The following is a 12,567-nucleotide window of genomic DNA, read 5'->3' as shown; positions in this document are numbered from 1 at the left end:
GCCGCCGCGGCCCTTGAGCATGAGGTAGGGCGCGTTGGTCATGCTTTCCATGCCGCCCGCCACCATCACCTCGTGCGTGCCGGCCAGCAGCAGGTCGTGCGCGAGCATCGCGGCCTTCATGGCCGAGCCGCACATCTTGCTGAGCGTGACCGCGCCCGCGCTGTCGGGCAGGCCGCCCTTGTAGGCCGCCTGGCGCGCCGGGGCCTGGCCCTGGCCGGCCATCAGGCAGTTGCCGAACAGCACTTCGCCCACGCTTTCGGGCGCGATGCCGGCGCGCTCGACAGCGGCCTTGATGGCTGCGCCGCCGAGGTCGTGCGCGGAGAGGGAAGAAAAGTCGCCTTGAAAGCCCCCCATGGGGGTGCGGGCGGCGCCGACGATGACGATGGATTCGGACACTGGATTTCCTTGAATGATCTGAGAGGATTTACTTCGGCGGGAGTCGAATCGCTCCGTCGAGACGAATCACCTCGCCGTTGAGCATGTCGTTCTCGATGATGTGCTTCGCCAGCTTGGCGTAGTCCTCGGGCGTGCCGAGGCGCGACGGGAAAGGCACGCTGGCGGCCAGCGCGTCCTGCACTTCCTGAGGCATGCCGAAGAGCATGGGCGTGCCGAAGATGCCGGGGGCGATGGTCATGTTGCGGATGCCGTTGCGCGCCAGGTCGCGGGCAATGGGGAGCGTCATGCCGACCACGCCACCCTTGGAGGCGCTGTAGGCGGCCTGGCCGATCTGGCCGTCGTAGGCCGCGACCGAAGCAGTCGAAATCAGCACGCCGCGCTCGCCGGTGGCTTCGGGCTCGTTCTTGCTCATCGCGTCGGCCGCGACGCGGATCATGTTGAAACTGCCGATCAAGTTGACCGTGACGGTCTTGCTGAAGGTGGCCAGCGCGTGCGGGCCGTTCTTGCCCACGGTTTTCTCGGCCGGGGCGATGCCGGCGCAGTTGACGAGGCCGACCAGCTTGCCCAGCTTGAGCGCGGCGGCCACAGCCGCCTGGCCGTCGGTCTCCTGGCTCACGTCGCATTGGACGAACACGCCGCCGATGTCACGCGCGACGGCTTCGCCCTTGTCGGCCTGCATGTCGGCGATCACCACCTTGCCGCCGTTCGCAGCCAGCATGCGCGCTGCACCTTCACCGAGGCCCGAAGCGCCCCCGGTCACGATAAAAACCTTGCCGTCGATCTGCATTTTTCTTTTTTCTTGGATGCGCCTCTCAGGCGCGTTCGTAAAGAGTCACCACACAGGCGCCACCCACTCCAAGGTTGTGCTGGAGCGCGAGCCGCGCGTTTTCTACTTGCCGTGCTCCGGCTGTGCCTCGCAACTGCTGAACCAGTTCGGTGCACTGGGCAAGTCCGGTGGCGCCGAGCGGGTGGCCCTTGGAGAGCAAGCCGCCTGAGGGATTGGTCACTACCTTGCCGCCGTAGGTGTTGTCTCCATCGCAGACGAATTGCTCGGCGCCGCCTTCGGGGCAGAGACCGAGGGCCTCATAGCTGATCAATTCGTTATGCGCAAAGCAATCATGAAGTTCGACCACGTCGATGTCGTCGGGACCGACACCTCCCAGTTCGTACACCTTCTGTACGGCCGCTTTGGCCATTCCGAAGCCCACCACCTCACGCATGTCGTCTGCACCAAAGGTCGCGGGGCCATCTGTGGTCATGGCCTGCGCGCGGATACGGACATCCCGATTCAGACCATGGCGCTCGGCAAACCCCTCACTGCACAGAACAGCGGCGGCCGCGCCACAGGTAGGCGGACAAGCCATGAGGCGGGTCATGACACCGGGCCACAGAATTGGAGCATTAAGGACGTCGTTTTCCGTCACCACATTCCGGAACAAAGCCAATGGATTGTTGGCCGCATGACGGCTGGCTTTGGCTCGAATCTTCGCAAAGGTGGAGAGTCGCGTGCCGTACTGCTGCATGTGCGCGAATCCTGCACCTCCGAAGTAGCGCAGTGCCAGCGGTATTTCGCGTCGGCCAACCAGTTCATCGGTTGCCTCGTCGAACCGGTCGAAAGGACTTGGCCGGTCAGTGAAGACGGTTCCGAGTGCTCCGGGGTTCATGTGCTCGAACCCCAAGGCCAGCACGCATTCCGCGGCGCCACTGGCCACCGCCTGGCGCGCCAGGAACAACGCAGTGGATCCGGTCGCGCAATTGTTGTTTACGTTGACGATGGGGATACCGGTCATGCCGACCTCATAGAGCGCACGTTGTCCTGCAGTCGAGTCGCCATACACGTATCCGACATAGGCCTGCTCGATCTGTTCGTAAGCAATCCCGGCGTCCGTCAGCGCCAGATTCACCGCCTTTTTCGCCATCTGAGGGTATGGCTCATGCATGCTGGGCTTGGCGAACGGCACCATGCCGACGCCGGTAACGAAGACCTGATTGCTCATCTAGAAATCCTTGGTAAATGTGTGCGGTTAAGTGAGAGTGAGCCAAGCTTGGCGACGGCGGTCAAACTTCAAGCCATTCCTTGCGGGTGGCGCCGTCGGCACGGAGGCTGTCCGGCGTGCCGTCGAACACGATGCTGCCGTGGCCCATGACGAGCGCGCGATCGGAGATCTGCATCGCGATGGTGAGCTTCTGCTCGATCAGCAGCACCGAGATGCCCTTGTCCTTCAGCGTGCGCAGGTACTGCCCCACCAGTTCGACGATCTTGGGCGCCAGGCCCTCGGTCGGCTCGTCGATGATGATGAGGTCGGGGTCGCCCATGAGCGTGCGGCACAGCGTGAGCATCTGCTGCTCGCCGCCCGAGAGCACGCCGGCCTCGGTGTGCTGGCGTTCCTTCAGGCGCGGGAACATGCCGTACATGTCGTCGAACGACCAGCGGCTGCCTTTGCCCGAGCCCTTCTGCCCCAGCAGCAGGTTCTGGTGCACCGTGAGCTTGGGGAAGATGTCGCGGTTCTCGGGCACGTAGCCGATGCCGAAGTGCGCGATCTCGTAGGCCTTGCGGCGCAGGATGTCCTGCCCCTTCCAGTGCAGGCCGCCTTCGGCATGCACCAGGCCCATGATGGCCTTGGCGGTGGTCGAGCGGCCCGAGCCGTTGCGGCCCAGCAGCGCGACGATCTCGCCCGGATGCACGTCGAAGGAAACGCCATGCAGCACATGGCTCTTGCCGTAGTAGGCGTGGATGTCTTGAAGCTTCAGCATCTCAGTGTCCCGCTCCCTGTGCGTCGGCGACCGACGATCCGAGATACGCCTCCTGCACGCGCGCGTTGGCGCGAACGGCGGCGGGCGTGTCGAAGGCGATGACCTCGCCATACACCACCACCGCGATCTTGTCGGCCAGCCCGAACACCACGCCCATGTCGTGCTCCACCGTCAGCAGCGTCTTGCCGACGGTCACGTACTTGATGAGCGAGATGAAATGCGAAGTCTCGGTCTTGCTCATGCCGGCCGTGGGTTCGTCCAGCAGGATCACGCTGGCGCCGCCCGCGATGGTCACGCCGATCTCCAGTGCGCGCTGCTCGGCGTAGGTGAGGTTCACCGCGTGCACGTCGCGCTTCTTCTCCAGGCCGATTTGCCTGATGAGCTCTTCGGTACGCTCGTTGGCGTCGTCGAGGTTTGAGAGAAAGCGCAGGAAGGTGTATTTGTAGCCCAGGCTCCACAGCACGCCGCAGCGCAGGTTCTCGAAGACGCTGAGCTTCGGGAAGATGTTGGTGATCTGGAAGCTGCGCGAGAGGCCCAGCCGGTTGATCTCGTAGGGCTTCTTGCCGTCGATGCGCTCGCCGTTGAGCAGCACCTCGCCGCTGGTGGGCGTGAGCCGCCCGCTGATCAGGTTGAACAGCGTCGACTTGCCCGCTCCGTTCGGGCCGATGATGGCCACGCGCTCCCCGGCGTTCACCGCCAGGTCCACGCCGCGGATGATTTCGGTCTTGCCGAAATTCTTGCGCAGGTTCTTGAGTTCGAGTGCAGAGGTCATGCTGTTGCCGCCGCTCACGCAGCCTCCCGGCGCTTGATCTCGGCTTCGATGAGCTCCTGTGCGTATCCCCAAGTGCGCACGAAGCGGCGCCGCGCGATCTCCAACAGCGCACCGCCGACGATCAGTAGTGCGGCCGAGGCCAACCAGCACACTGGATTAGATGTATCGAGCGTGAAGCCCAGGAAAGGCAGTTGCGGCCCCTGCGCTGCATCGAGCTGCATGTGATAGATCATCTCGACGAGGGCCGCCGCGCTGCCCGCGAATACCGCACCGCTCGAGAGCAGGCCCAGGTAGAGCCACCAGAACGGCTTGAAGCGGTCGAACTTGGCGACGCGCAGATTCATCATGACCAGGCTCGCCACGCCACCCGGTGCGAACATCACCATGAACAGGAACACCAGTCCGAGGTACAGCAGCCAAGCCTTGCTGAGTTCCGACAGCATCACCGAGGCGAACACCAGCAGCACCGCGCCGATGATCGGTCCGAAGAAGAAGGTCGCGCCACCGAGGAAAGTGAACAGCAGGTAGCTGCCCGAACGCACGCCGTTGAGACTGTCCACCGCGTTCACGATCTCGAAATTGACGGCAGCCAGCCCACCACCGACACCGGCAAAGAAGCCCGCAATGATGAAGGCGAAGTAGCGCACGCGCTGTGTGTTGTAGCCGATGAACTCGACCCTCTCCGGGTTGTCGCGCACCGCGTTCAGCATGCGTCCGAGCGGCGTTCCGGTGAAGGCATACATCAGCGCGGTGCAGACGAAGCAGTACGCGGCGATCAGGTAGTACACCTGCAACTGAGGCCCGAAGGTCACGCCGAAGAAAGGCGTTCCGTACACGCGGTTGGTGGTCACGCCCCCCTCGCCGCCGAAGAAGCTCGGAAACATCAACGCCATCGACGCAACGAGCTCACCCAGGCCGAGCGTGATCATCGCGAAGGTCGTGCCCGATTTCTTGGTGCTGACGTAGCCGAACAAGAAGGCGAAAAACAGACCCGCGAGACCACCGACCAGCGGGATCAGCACCAGGGGAACGGGCAGGCTGCCGTTGGTCGCGAGATTCATCGCATGGACCGCAACGAAAGAGCCGAGGCCGGTGTAGACCGCGTGGCCGAAACTCAACATACCGCCCTGCCCGAGAAGAATGTTGTAGCTCAGACAGATGATGATCATGTAGCCAATCTGCGAGAGCATCGTCAACGCCAGGCTGCTGCGGAATACGTGCGGCGCAGCGATCAGCGCGACGGCGAACAGCGACCAAATGAGAAGACGGGCAATGTTCCAAGGCTTGAGACGGCCGTAGCGCAAAGAGGCTGGCGTCGGGGAAGCGGCGTTCATGTGAATGGCGGGGTTCGTCACGTCTAGTCCTCGCGGGTGCCCAGCAGCCCCTTGGGACGGAAGATCAGGATCAGCACGAGAAACAGGTAGGGAAGGATTGGCGCAACCTGCGAGATCGTGAGCTTGAGCAGTTCATAGCCGAAGGTCTGTTCGCTGACTGCAACGCCAAGCGCGCGCAGGCCAGTGGCGACCGAATGGTCCATCGCGACCGCGAAGGTCTGGATGATCCCGATCAGCAGCGACGCCAAAAAAGCACCGGCCAGCGATCCCATGCCGCCGACAACAACAACCACGAAGATGATCGAGCCAACCGACGCGGCCATCGCCGGTTCGGTCACGTATGTATTTCCGCCGATCACGCCAGCCAGGCCAGCGAGGGCTGCGCCACCGCCGAAAACCAGCATGAAGACGCGCGGCACGTTGTGACCCAGTGCCTCGACCATCTCGGGATGTTTGAGCGCGGCCTGGATCACCAGCCCGATGCGGGTGCGAGTGAGCAACAGCCAGACCGAGAGCAACATCAGCAGCGCCACCAGCATGACGAAGGAGCGGGACCGGGGAAACTGAATGCCGTAGAGCGTGAAAAGCGAACCCTGCAGCGCCTGAGGCAAGCCATAGGGCACCGGCGAACGGCCCCAGAGAAGCTGAACCACTTCGAGGATCAGGTACGACAGGCCGAAGGTCACCAGAAGCTCGGGCACATGGCCGAACCTGTGCACGCGCCGCAGACTGAAACGCTCGAAGGCCGCACCCAGTGCGAACACCACCAGCGGCGCAACGACCAGCGTCGGCCAGAAACCGATGACGCCCGACAGCGTGTATGCGAAATACGCTCCCAGCATGTAGAAACTGGCGTGCGCAAAATTGAGCACACCCATCATGCTGAAAATCAGCGTCAGCCCGGAGCTCAGCATGAACAGCAGCAACCCGTAACTCACGCCGTTCAGAAGCGAGATGACGAAAAACTCCATGACCCACCTTGGTCTGCATAAATTGGCATGACGGGCGCAGCCCGTCTATCGAAACGCAGGGATACCTGACGGCCCCCTGCTCAGTCCAGACGCGAAGCTCAGCCTGCTGACGGGCGCCTCATCTGGCAACTGGTGGGCGTACTGGAGACCTTCGAATCCAGCTGCTTGACCGGTACAAAGCCGTAGCCGGTGTTCTCGACGCTATAGGGGTGTTGCTTATCGTTCTTCTGCCACTTGGTGATGAACATGGGTTGCTGGAGTTGATGATCCGCAGCGCGCATTTGCACATCACCTGAGAAGCCCTTGATCGACAAGCCTTCCATTGCCCTGGCCACCTTGACGGGGTTGGTGGACTGAGCTTTGGCCATTGCAGCGCCCAGCAGTTGAATCCCGGTGGCGCTTGCGGACATGTAGAAGTCATCGTTGAATTTCTTCTTGAACTCCGACCTGATCTGACCCAGCTCTCCCTCCGGGTTGGAATGACCGAGGGTGATGACGTAGACCTCGCTCTCACCACCGGCAGCCAGCACCGTAGGGGTACCGGTCGTTTCCGCGTAGTACGTGTACATGGGAACCTTCAAGCCGGCTTCGTTGATCGCCTTGACCAGCAGCGTCAGGTCCTGCCCCCAATTGCCAGTGACGATGGTGTCCGCCCCCGATTGCTTGATCTTGGCCGCGTACGGGGCGAAGTCCTTCACCTGGCCGATCGGAACCAGGTCTTCACCAACGATCTTCACGTCAGGCCGATTGCGCTCGATGGCCGTCTTGAAGTACGAGGCGACTTGCTGTCCGTGAGAGTAATTCTGGTTGATCAAGAATACCTTCTTGACACTGGCCTGATCTTTCATGAACGCAGTCAGCGCTTCCATGTGCATGGAAGTGTCCGGGTACAGGCGGAAGTGCCAGAAGTTGCACTTCTCGTTGGTGAGGGCTGGGTCGACAGCTGCGTAGTTCAGATACACGACCTCTTTGCCAGGATTTCGATCATTGTGTTTAGCGACTGCATCAATGATCGCCGCCGCGGCACCTGACCCATTGCCCTGAACAATGTAGCTAAAGCCCTGGTCGATAGCTGATCTGACGGTGTTCAGGCTCTCCTGCGGAGACCCCTTGTTGTCGAAGCCGACAACTTCGAAATTAACTCCGGCCGGGTTTTTCCCGGAATAGTGGGACGCGGCGAACTGCCAGCTTTTGAGCAGGTTCTGGCCGACATTGGCAAAGGGCCCCGACAACGGATCCATGAACGCGATGCGGACGGTCTCGCCCTTCTGGGCGTACGCCACGCCCGACACGGCAACGATGACAGAAACAGCAACGGTTTTCAGGACAGAACGCACAGAGACTCCTCGGAAGATGTGGACGAACTTTAAGGAGCCTGGCGCGCCGCGCCCATCGGACGATTCCGAGCGGACGCTAGGGAAAACACGGCAGGACTGGCGCCTCAAATTTCTATGATTGAGGTATGTCGGACTCCCTCATCGACCCTTCACCCAACGTGCCATTCCAGGCGATGATCGAGCAGTCGCTGGCGGGCATCTATGTGTTGCAGGATGAGCGCTTCGTCTACTCGAACAAGACGTGGGCCAACATGATCGGGTACACGCCGGAAGAGCTTGTGAACATGACTCTGAAGCAGCTGTGCGCACCGGACGTGTACGAGCGCGTTCGGGAAGGCTACTACCGACGCCTCAACGGAGAGATCCACAGCATGCGATTCCTTTCGCGTGGCGTGCATCGTGACGGTCATATCGTGCATATAGAGATCCACGGCTCCTTCATGATCTATCAGGGGCGGCCTGCGGTCGGCGGCGTGGGCATCGACATGTCGGAACGGGTTGAACAAGACGAGGCACTGCGGCGCTCGCGCGAACAGTTGCAGGAACTGCTTGCCTATACCAGCCGCAAGCTGGAGGATCAACGCCTCAGTTTTGCGCGCGACGTGCATGACGAACTGGGCGGCATGTTGACTGCCCTGAAGATGGACGCGACCCGCATCCTGCGTCGCGTTGACACAGACGAACTTCGGGACATGACTCTGAACGTGCTGGATTTAGCGCAAAAAACCATCGAGAACGTCAAGGCGATCTCCGAATCCCTGCGGCCCAGTGCGCTGGATCACGTCGGCCTGGGTCCTGCGATCACGCGTGATCTGGAGCAATTCTCCGAGCGCTCCGGAGTGATCCACTCGTTGCGATGCGAAGCCATATCGCTGCGTCTTCCACCCAAAAGGGCCAATGCGGTCTATCGGATCTTCCAGGAGGGCTTGACCAACGTAGCACGGCATGCCAACGCAAGATTCGTCAAGGTCAGTCTCTCGCAACAGAGCGAGTGGCTAGAGATGGAACTATGCGACGACGGCTGCGGATTCGTACCTGCCATGCAGGACCGTCGATCTCTCGGTCTGTTGAGCATGACGGAGCGAGCGCGCGAAGTGGGAGGGCAGTTGGACATCATCAGCTCTCCCGGCAATGGCGCCCGGCTCCTGCTTCGTGTACCACTCTTGTGAAATCGATACACCCATGATCCGAGTTCTGGTGGTCGACGACCACACCATCTTCCGCTCGGGGGTTCAGCGGCTGCTCCTTGACGAGGCCGACGTGCGCGTGACAGCCGAGGCCCGCAATGGAGCAGAAGCGCTTGAAGAACTTCGCTCGCACTCATGCGATGTGGTCCTCTTGGACATCAACATGGAGGGACGCAGCGGCCTGGATGTTCTTGCGTCGATGCGCGCGCTTCCACATTGCCCACCGGTCCTGGTGCTGTCCATGTACCCGGAAGAACAGTATGCAATGGTTGCAGTGAAGGCTGGCGCCAGCGGTTACCTTCAGAAGGACTCGGAGCCTGCGGAATTGATCCGTGCCATTCGCGAAGCAGCCGGTGGCGGTAGCTATTTGAGCGCGCGCGCGGCGCCGCTCGTCAGAGACCGGATGCGCGGCATCGACGACCGGCCTCCTCACCAGCGGCTTTCGGTCCGCGAGCACCAGATCATGCTGATGATCGTCAAGGGTATGTCCGTCACAGAGATCGGGGAGGAAATGCTGATCAGCGTGAAAACTGTCAGCACACATCGAACGAATCTGTTGGAGAAGCTGGGCGTAGCGGGCACCGCTGAACTCGTGATGTACGCCGTACGCAACGGCTTGGTGCACTGAGCCCGGCACTCGATTTCCCGGCGACAAGGCTTGCAAGCGGCTGTACAGCTGTACGTTGTACCTGCTCGCAAGGACGTTCAACGTAAGGATCGGCCCGCGGCTTGTCCCTGAACGTCTCCTTCATGGAGGGGTTGAGAGTCACATTGCCCGGCCATCGAAGTTTTGAACTGGGATCGTCGCGAGGTCAATGTTCTCTATGCACCGAAGATTCACAGCGGCGACGGCGTTGCCTTTGGGATCTGTGCCTTCGCCAAAGACATGAATTCCGCACTTAGGGCAGAAGCGATGCTTGATGACATGTTTGTTGAACTGGTAGGTGCCTGCCGCTTCGTCTGGAGTCTTTAGCCGAAGACTGGTGCGCGGGACAAACCACAGGAGCGAAGCTCTTCTTGCGCACATGGAGCAGTTGCAGGCCAGAGCACCATTGATAGCGCCCTCGACTTCGATGGCGACATTGCCACAGTGGCAGCCTCCGGCAAAAGTAGCGGTCATGATGCTCAGGGTGGCGTGGGGCGGACAACCCTACTCTACCAAGCCGGAAGCATCGCATGATGCATCATGAAGCCGCTATGGGAACAGTTGCATGCCGGCTACAACTGGAGAGGTCCCGGGTGCCAACCTGCAGCCACGCGCAAGGCCCCCCAAAAATGAACGCGTTGTGGGCCAATCGGCCCACAACGTGAGGTCTACTTTATGGCGCTTCCGCGGCCGTCCGAATAGGAGAGCCATGTACCACCGAGCGAAGTAGCGCCAACGCTTGGCTTTTGGTAGTCGCAAACACCGGTCGAGAACACCGCGCTTAACCGGACCAGCTGTGCGTCCGACAATGATGCAGGGTAATCGGAGCGCTGGATCGGCCTGAGCTGACATTTCAAAACATCATCGGTCAGCGGCGCACCAGCGACTAGCCGTGGATTGCGATGGAATGGGTAGAGCGTTCCACACATGCCGGAGTTACTGATATCGGCGTGCTCTGCAATTCGCGTCCCAGTAGAATCAAAACAGGTGTCCTCGAGCCCAGAGGGTTTGTTGGCGAGAACTTTGGCTGCCTGCGATGAGTAAGAGGCTGTATCTGACTTGATGCTCGTGAGCCACTGATCCATACGAGTCAAAACTTCGTCCATCAGCGGTTGCGTAATCGCCGGTCCGCGATAGATCACCTGGTTCCCCGCCGAACCGGCTCTTTCAAGGCGTGCCCTCGAAACGAGCGATCGCACGCTGTCATGGACATCGCCAGCGAGATCGGTGTAGTTTCTCCAATCCAGAATCGGAATTCCCGAAAGATTCTCCATCTGATTCACTCGACCGTTCGCAAAGGCGGCGTTCAGTGCTGCAGCGGGCGCCGTCATTCGAGCGGACTGCAGGTTTCCGTCCTTGTCGTAGCCCCCAACAAACTCATTGAGTTGAACAAACTGCTCTGCAGTGATGTCTCCCGCCTGGAATGCGCTCAGGCCGTATTGCACGCCTTCATTGTCCAACGGCCGATACGCAAATCCGTCGGCCGGATCTATGCCAAGCATGTTTTTCTGGGTGTCATAGACGGTACAGCGTGCCCCAGCTGGGTTTGTGGCAGGGTCATAGAGTTCAGATGCGGGAATTGCCAATGAGCAATTGTTTAACTCATATGTGTTGCCGCCATAAACAATCGGTGGATAAGCTGTTCGCTTCGCAGTAACGAGTCCAGGTGCATAGCTTGCCTGCCATGCGTTGGTACAGGTTTTCCAAGTCCCATATCCCGATACGGCTGTCTTTTGGGCGTCCGACCAAGCCAGAGAAGAGCTGTTGGTAAAGGCACGATCAAGCAGCGGACAGTCCATTGCAGAGGGCATCACGGAGACAAGATCCGAAAAGGATTCACCAGGCGCGATTCCGTCGAGAATTCCCGGGTAGTTGTTGGCGATCCCGCGCTGCAAAATGGAGCCGCCTGACAGCCCCCAGCCCATCAAGTACATCGGCACGCCATATGTTTTGATGAACCGCTCCTTCACCATCGCCGCAGTCTCTGCGCCAAGCACGTCGTTCGCATTGGTGCCAAACACGTCAAGCGTCGACCCAAGCACGGCAAAGCCGCGGGAGAGTATGGCTGTTTCCAAGACACCACTGACGGGTGATAAACCTGTGCTGGTGCCTTGCGTATAACCAGCTCCAGTAGATCCACCGAAGACGAAAACAGCCTTCTTGTTCCATCCGGCATAGCTCTTCACAGGAGCGGGTGTGCCCTCGACGGTGGGGTCGAACAACACGGCCATTTGGTAGATCCCACGGTTCAGTGTTCCCGTTTCGTGACGTACGATCAGATTAACCGTACGCCCGTCGCTGGTCGTGGTTGTCTGCACATCTGCCGGCAGTGCTGATGGCAACACCTTCCAAGTGGCCTGGCCCTTTGGGAGATACAGATAGAGCACCTTGGTTGGCGCGTTGCAGTTTTCATCCACGGGATCGCCGAGAGTTGATCCATCCGGCAGCTTGAATGATGCCGTTTGACACACCCAGGGTTTTTGATGAGGCCCTGAGAAGATGGGCCCGTTGATATCGTGATTCTGGATTTTGACGGAGCCCGATTGACCTCCTGCACTCACATCGATGATGTTGTCGCCCATGGAGAGCCCGGTGATCAGTCCTATCGCAGTTCGATCGCCGACTTTGCTCAACACGGCAGGTTGTACAACCTGGTTCACAGCGACCTTTAGCGCCGTGAGGTCGGTGTCGGCCGGCACAGTGACTTGGACAAGCGCGCTTCCACCACTCACCATGTCCGTGCGACTCGACAAGATGGAGACTACCGGTGGGCCGCTCTGCGCGGGAGGTGCACCATCGGAAGGTGCAATGCCCTGCACGGGGGCAAACGTGACGCCGTGGTTGTCAGACCCACCGCAACCACCTACTAGTCCAGTACCCAAGGCGGCCGAAATCGCTAAAAGCCGCATCGCTTTTCCGTTCATGATGTCTCCATACTTGTTTCTTTATCGAACAGCTGCTTACCATCTGCCATGGAGGTTCTCGCTAAACCATCGACGACGCACGTATGACATTCGAAGCATGGAAAGCAAAGGGACATCCTCGAAAGAGGTAAGCCAACTTTAAGAAGTCCAGGGCGACACTCCCATCGGACGATTCCGAGAGGTCGCTAGGGAAAACACGACCGCACCTTGGCCGACACCCCCTGACGCTCACGCCAGCGCGCGTTG

The 12,567-nt window shown here is 60.3% G+C and carries 11 protein-coding genes and 1 pseudogene; 2 read left to right on the top strand and 10 right to left on the bottom strand.

What is annotated here, in order from left to right; translation table 11 throughout:
* The 8 genes and pseudogenes from PMI12_RS13490 to PMI12_RS13455 all read right to left on the bottom strand — a co-directional run.
* Positions 1-396, bottom strand: a pseudogene (locus PMI12_RS13490) (acetyl-CoA C-acetyltransferase); the annotation flags it as partial.
* A gap of 28 nt (positions 397-424) precedes the next feature.
* Positions 425-1,183 (bottom strand): 3-hydroxyacyl-CoA dehydrogenase, encoded by a 759-nt coding sequence (locus PMI12_RS13485; protein WP_007833175.1) that lies wholly within the window; start codon positions 1,181-1,183, stop codon positions 425-427.
* 25 nt (positions 1,184-1,208) lie between these two features.
* Positions 1,209-2,393, bottom strand: coding sequence for a lipid-transfer protein (locus PMI12_RS13480; RefSeq protein ID WP_007833174.1), 1,185 nt, complete (start codon positions 2,391-2,393; stop codon positions 1,209-1,211).
* A 61-nt stretch (positions 2,394-2,454) separates the two neighbouring features.
* A complete protein-coding gene (locus PMI12_RS13475; RefSeq protein WP_007833173.1) occupies positions 2,455-3,150 on the bottom strand; it encodes an ABC transporter ATP-binding protein in 696 nt (231 codons plus the stop codon).
* Position 3,151: 1 nt separating this feature from the next.
* Entirely contained in the window at positions 3,152-3,922 is a 771-nt protein-coding gene (locus PMI12_RS13470) for an ABC transporter ATP-binding protein (RefSeq protein WP_042673365.1), read from the bottom strand.
* 14 nt (positions 3,923-3,936) lie between these two features.
* Complete coding sequence (locus tag PMI12_RS13465; RefSeq protein WP_042673363.1) at positions 3,937-5,256, bottom strand: branched-chain amino acid ABC transporter permease; 1,320 nt, start codon at positions 5,254-5,256, stop codon at positions 3,937-3,939.
* Positions 5,257-5,279: 23 nt separating this feature from the next.
* Positions 5,280-6,227: a branched-chain amino acid ABC transporter permease gene (locus PMI12_RS13460; RefSeq protein ID WP_007833170.1), complete on the bottom strand. Its 948-nt coding sequence runs from the start codon at positions 6,225-6,227 to the stop codon at positions 5,280-5,282.
* A 98-nt stretch (positions 6,228-6,325) separates the two neighbouring features.
* A complete protein-coding gene (locus PMI12_RS13455) occupies positions 6,326-7,564 on the bottom strand; it encodes a branched-chain amino acid ABC transporter substrate-binding protein (RefSeq protein WP_007833169.1) in 1,239 nt (412 codons plus the stop codon).
* Positions 7,565-7,689: 125 nt separating this feature from the next.
* On the opposite strand from PMI12_RS13455, the gene PMI12_RS13450 reads away from it, so the two are divergent.
* Together PMI12_RS13450 and PMI12_RS13445 are read left to right on the top strand one after the other, a co-directional pair.
* The gene (locus PMI12_RS13450; protein ID WP_007833168.1) at positions 7,690-8,733 is read left to right on the top strand and encodes a PAS domain-containing sensor histidine kinase; all 1,044 of its coding nucleotides are present in this window, start codon (positions 7,690-7,692) and stop codon (positions 8,731-8,733) included.
* Positions 8,734-8,746: 13 nt separating this feature from the next.
* Positions 8,747-9,379: a response regulator gene (locus tag PMI12_RS13445; RefSeq protein ID WP_042673361.1), complete on the top strand. Its 633-nt coding sequence runs from the start codon at positions 8,747-8,749 to the stop codon at positions 9,377-9,379.
* 138 nt (positions 9,380-9,517) lie between these two features.
* Here the strand turns inward: PMI12_RS13445 and PMI12_RS28205 are convergent, their stop codons facing one another.
* The gene (locus tag PMI12_RS28205; RefSeq protein WP_081502655.1) at positions 9,518-9,871 is read right to left on the bottom strand and encodes a GFA family protein; all 354 of its coding nucleotides are present in this window, start codon (positions 9,869-9,871) and stop codon (positions 9,518-9,520) included.
* Between the two features lie 194 nt (positions 9,872-10,065).
* A complete protein-coding gene (locus PMI12_RS28745; RefSeq protein ID WP_007833166.1) occupies positions 10,066-12,321 on the bottom strand; it encodes a DUF6351 family protein in 2,256 nt (751 codons plus the stop codon).
* Positions 12,322-12,567 lie beyond the last annotated feature (246 nt).

This window comes from Variovorax sp. CF313 (genome assembly GCF_000282635.1).
In the GTDB taxonomy this organism is placed as follows: domain Bacteria; phylum Pseudomonadota; class Gammaproteobacteria; order Burkholderiales; family Burkholderiaceae_C; genus Variovorax.
This window is presented reverse-complemented; position numbering and strand designations above follow the sequence as displayed.

Excerpts from the sequence above, each read along its gene's own strand:
- PMI12_RS13485 (WP_007833175.1), bottom strand. The coding sequence starts at position 1,183 with ATGCAGATCGACGGCAAGGTTTTTATCGTGACCGGGGGCGCTTCGGGC.
- PMI12_RS13480 (WP_007833174.1), bottom strand. The coding sequence starts at position 2,393 with ATGAGCAATCAGGTCTTCGTTACCGGCGTCGGCATGGTGCCGTTCGCC.
- PMI12_RS13475 (WP_007833173.1), bottom strand. The coding sequence starts at position 3,150 with ATGCTGAAGCTTCAAGACATCCACGCCTACTACGGCAAGAGCCATGTG.
- PMI12_RS13470 (WP_042673365.1), bottom strand. The coding sequence starts at position 3,922 with ATGACCTCTGCACTCGAACTCAAGAACCTGCGCAAGAATTTCGGCAAG.
- PMI12_RS13465 (WP_042673363.1), bottom strand. The coding sequence starts at position 5,256 with ATGAACGCCGCTTCCCCGACGCCAGCCTCTTTGCGCTACGGCCGTCTC.
- PMI12_RS13460 (WP_007833170.1), bottom strand. The coding sequence starts at position 6,227 with ATGGAGTTTTTCGTCATCTCGCTTCTGAACGGCGTGAGTTACGGGTTG.
- PMI12_RS13450 (WP_007833168.1), top strand. The coding sequence starts at position 7,690 with ATGTCGGACTCCCTCATCGACCCTTCACCCAACGTGCCATTCCAGGCG.
- PMI12_RS13445 (WP_042673361.1), top strand. The coding sequence starts at position 8,747 with ATGATCCGAGTTCTGGTGGTCGACGACCACACCATCTTCCGCTCGGGG.
- PMI12_RS28205 (WP_081502655.1), bottom strand. The coding sequence starts at position 9,871 with ATGACCGCTACTTTTGCCGGAGGCTGCCACTGTGGCAATGTCGCCATC.
- PMI12_RS28745 (WP_007833166.1), bottom strand. The coding sequence starts at position 12,321 with ATGAACGGAAAAGCGATGCGGCTTTTAGCGATTTCGGCCGCCTTGGGT.